Below are 3724 nucleotides of genomic sequence, written 5' to 3'. Positions count from 1 at the left end.
GTCTTGAGCCGCGCGAGCGATTGCACGAGGTCGGAGACGGTGTTGGACCCGGCGACGAAGCCGGTGCCGTTCTGCTCGTCGACATCGATGCGTGTGTTTGTCACGACTGCTGTCCGGACCTCCGGGCCGCCGTTCCACACGTTGGACGGCTGCGAGGCCGTGTTCTGGTTGGAGATCGCGATCTTGATGTCGCCGTGCGAAATCGCCACCTTCGATATTCGAACATCGCCTCCCGATACCACGGTGCCTGTGCGTTCGTTGATGACGACCTTGGCCCGCCGATCGGGTTCGACCATCACGTTCTCGATGCGGGTGAACAAGCTCACCAGGTCGCCGCGCTGTGCCGGCGGTACGGCAATCTCAATGCCGGAAGCATCCTTGGCTTTTGCCAAGCCGCCGCCCAGTTGGCTGTTGATGGCTGCGGCAACGCGGCTGGCGGTGGTGTAGTCGGGCTCGGAGAGCACGAAGGTCACGCTCTGCTGCTCGTCGAGCATGGCCGCATTGACGCCGACTTCGATGGTCGCCCCGTTCGGCACCGAGCCGGAGGTCGGATGGTTCTTCTGGACCACGTTGCCGTTGGCGTCATAGCGGTAGCCACCGACCGACAGACTCCCCTGCGCCAGCGCATAGATCCGGCCGTTGGCACCTTTGAGCGGCGTCATCAGCAGCGTGCCCCCGACAAGGCTGCGCGCGTCGCCCGCTGAGCTCACGGTGACATCGAGCGTGTCGCCTTCGCGTCCGAATGTTGGCAGGGCCGCACTGACCATCACGACGGCGACGTTGCGGCTCTGTATGGCCTCCGGAGCGATCGTCAGGTTGAACTGCGAGAGCAGATTGGCCAGCGACTGGCGCGCCGCGCGGTTGGCCGGCGAGTCGCCCGTTCCGGCCAGGCCGGTCACGATACCGGTGCCGAACAGGGCGTTGTCGCGCCACCCCTTGAGCTTGCCAAGATCCTTGACGCGCATCACCTCGGCGGCGGCGTGAGCACCCGTCAAGCCGGCGCAGCCCAGCGCAATGAGCACCGTGCAGCGCAAGGACGTGTTTATTGCGCGCGTGATCCACCTCATCGTTTTCATCACAGTCCCAGCCAGTCGAAAACCTTGCGCCAGATGCTGCGCCGCGCGCGGTCCGAGACATCGCCCTCGCCGACATAGGTGATGCGGGCATCGGCGAGGCGGGTGGACAGAACGACATTGCCATCGGAGATGTCCTGGGGACGCACGCGGCCTTCCAGATTGACCTTCTGCAATTCTTCATTGACCGTCAGCAGCTGTTCCCCGGCCACGCGCAGATCACCGTTGGGCAGCACGTCCTGGACTGTCACCGTGAGCGTCGCCAGCAGTTTGTTCGCCCGCTGGGTGCGCCCGCCCCCGTCGAACTCGCCGGTCACCCCGATACCGAGTTGCCCCACAACCTTGCCGCCGGTGTGGGTCACCGATCCGGTGATGTCGTTGGCGCGGCGGGTGCCAGTGTTAGCGCTGGTCGATGCCGAGGAGTTCTCGAAGACCTGAACTGTGAGAGAGTCGCCGATGCGAAAGGCCTTGTTGTCCGCGGTGAGCGGACGGAAACTACCCTCCTGATAAAGGCTTTCAGCCGACACGGGCGCGAGCGACGACACCGCCATCAGGATTGCAAGCGTTGCCATTTCGGACCAGAGAAGGTGCGATCGCGCCGTCATGGCTGTACCTCTACTTGTCCGCGGCCCGTTACTCGGGCGAGCACCTCCGCGCGCGATCCGGGCACCTTGACGCGGACGATCTGCCCCTGCCGCCCATCCTGCAACACCTCGACGCGACTCTCGACGGACACAGCGCCGCTGCGCGACTGCAGGTTCGCCCAGTTGCCACGCGTGACCACCGGCTCCGGTTGTAGGTGGGAATCGGTAAGCACCTCTCCAGCGCGAAGCGGACGGCGCAGACGCTGTGGCTTGTTCGATGCGAAGCTGCTCGGTCCATCGAGTGCAATGGCGGCAGGCGTGCCGCGCTTGACCGTCGTGAGATCCACTTCGCGCTTTTCCATCGCACCTGCGAGGACGATCCCATCGATCACCGCTCCGCTGTCCATGCCCGCGGCAGCCACTGTGAGCGGCGCCCAAGCATCGACCTCGAAGGTCACCGCCGTCGTCCGGACGAACCGGTCGTCCACCCAGGCATCGACCCAGACCAACATACGCTTGGACGGCATCGCCTGTTTCGCAAGCGAACGCACCCGAAGCATCGGCACACCGGCCGGCAGCATCAGATCGCGGGCCGCGCTCGCGGCCTGCACATTGGCCCGCACGCTGCGTTCGGCCAGCCAGCGCAGGAGCACCGAGCGGGCTGCGTCGGCGATGATCTCGCCAGGCAGTTGCTGTGAGGCGCTTTCGATTTCAGTTTCTTCAGCTCCTTCCCAGCGAATCAGCGGGCTCCGCCCACTTGACGCCCCATCTAGTGCTTGCAGACCGCTTCGCGTCTCAACCCAACGCGCGATCGTGTCGCGGTCGAGGGTGACCGGAGAGCCGGGCCGCGGCGCGGTGCCGATCGGGAGCGCCATCAGCTGCCGCAGCATCGGCAAGTTCCGCGTCGTCAGAAACGCAATGTCCCCCAGGCGCACAGGGGCCTGGCTCAGCTTGACATGCGACCGCAGTTCGATCGAGACCGCCGCCCCCGTGGCCGTTTGCGTGCTTGGACTGACGGGCGGCGACGGCGCGGCTCCAGCCGCCGCGTAGCCGGCCGCGCACAGCGCGATCAGCACGCCACGCGTTTTACTTGCGAAGGCCATTGATCAATCCCAGCATCTCGTCCGACGCCTGTATGACCTTCACATTCGCTTCATACACGCGCTGGGCCACCATCAAATTGACCATCTCCTCGGTCAACTTCACATTCGATCCTTCAAGGAAACCCTGGGCCAAACTGCCCATGCCGTCCTCGGTGGCGCGCCCCGAAATCGCCTCGCCCGAGTTCGTGCTCGACCGGTACAGGTTGTCACCTTGCGCCAGCAGTGCCGACGGACTCGTGAAACGCACGAGTTCGAGCTGGCCCAGTTCGACAGGCGTGGACTGGCCAGCGACCTGGATCCGTACACGCCCATCGCTGTCAATCTGCATGTTCTGGGCGTTGTCTGGGATGGCCAGGTTGGGCTTGAGCGGATAGCCGCCTTGCGTGGCCAGCAGCCCGTCGCGATTGACCTTGAAGGTCCCGCCTCGCGTGTAAGCGCTCGAACCGTCGGGCATCGTGACCTCGAGGAAGCCTTCGCCTTGGATCGCCACGTCGAAGGCCGACTCGGTCTTCTTGAGGTCTCCCATATCGAACAACTTCGACACGCCCGCCACTCCGACGCCAGCGCCGAGCCGGTTGGTGCCGCCGAGAATGCCCGCTCCCTCTTGCGCCGGTAGAAGCCGGGCCGCCTCGCGCACCATCAGATCGGTGAATCCGACCTTGCTCTTCTTGAAGCCCGTGGTGTTGACGTTGGCCAGGTTGTTCGCAATGGTGTCGACATTGAGCTGCTGGGCCTGCATGCCGGTGGCACTGATATAGAGGGCATCAAACATGGTTCATCTCGTTCTTGAAAGTGAATAGGAGCGCGTTGCGGCTCACGAGAGCTCGCCGAGCTTGCGAATAGCTGCGCCGATCATTTCGTCATAGCCCAGGGCCACTCTCTGCATGGATTCGAAATGCCGCATCGACTGGATCAGCTGCACCATTTCCTGCAACGAGTTCACGTTGGAGTTCTCGAGAAAGCC

5 protein-coding genes are annotated in these 3724 nt (G+C 64.2%); all 5 read right to left on the bottom strand.

Annotated features, from left to right (window positions below):
• A partial coding sequence (locus tag J2X92_RS29430; protein WP_307581417.1) for a flagellar basal body P-ring protein FlgI occupies positions 1–1076 on the bottom strand: 1076 nt, incomplete at its 3' end.
• On the bottom strand, positions 1076–1678 hold the full coding sequence (locus tag J2X92_RS29425; protein ID WP_307581415.1) for a flagellar basal body L-ring protein FlgH: 603 nt from the start codon (positions 1676–1678) through the stop codon (positions 1076–1078). The genes J2X92_RS29425 and J2X92_RS29430, both read right to left, overlap by 1 nt.
• On the bottom strand, positions 1675–2760 hold the full coding sequence (gene flgA, locus J2X92_RS29420) for a flagellar basal body P-ring formation chaperone FlgA (RefSeq protein ID WP_307581413.1): 1086 nt from the start codon (positions 2758–2760) through the stop codon (positions 1675–1677). Before flgA ends, J2X92_RS29425 begins: the two co-directional genes overlap by 4 nt.
• Positions 2744–3532 carry a flagellar basal-body rod protein FlgG gene (gene flgG, locus J2X92_RS29415; protein WP_307581410.1) on the bottom strand — a complete coding sequence of 263 codons (789 nt, stop codon included), beginning with the start codon at positions 3530–3532 and terminating at the stop codon, positions 2744–2746. The genes flgA and flgG overlap by 17 nt, the downstream gene beginning before the upstream one ends.
• A gap of 42 nt (positions 3533–3574) precedes the next feature.
• Positions 3575–3724 (bottom strand): flagellar basal body rod C-terminal domain-containing protein (locus tag J2X92_RS29410; RefSeq protein ID WP_307581419.1); only part of this gene is annotated, 150 nt, incomplete at its 5' end.

The sequence above is a fragment of the Variovorax paradoxus genome (genome assembly GCF_030811855.1).
Taxonomy (GTDB): Bacteria; Pseudomonadota; Gammaproteobacteria; order Burkholderiales; family Burkholderiaceae_C; genus Variovorax; species Variovorax paradoxus_L.
Note: the sequence above shows the minus strand (reverse complement) of the source record. Positions and strands in the feature narration are given on the sequence as shown.

Excerpts from the sequence above, each read along its gene's own strand:
- flgG (WP_307581410.1), bottom strand. The coding sequence starts at position 3,532 with ATGTTTGATGCCCTCTATATCAGTGCCACCGGCATGCAGGCCCAGCAG.
- J2X92_RS29425 (WP_307581415.1), bottom strand. The coding sequence starts at position 1,678 with ATGACGGCGCGATCGCACCTTCTCTGGTCCGAAATGGCAACGCTTGCA.
- flgA (WP_307581413.1), bottom strand. The coding sequence starts at position 2,760 with ATGGCCTTCGCAAGTAAAACGCGTGGCGTGCTGATCGCGCTGTGCGCG.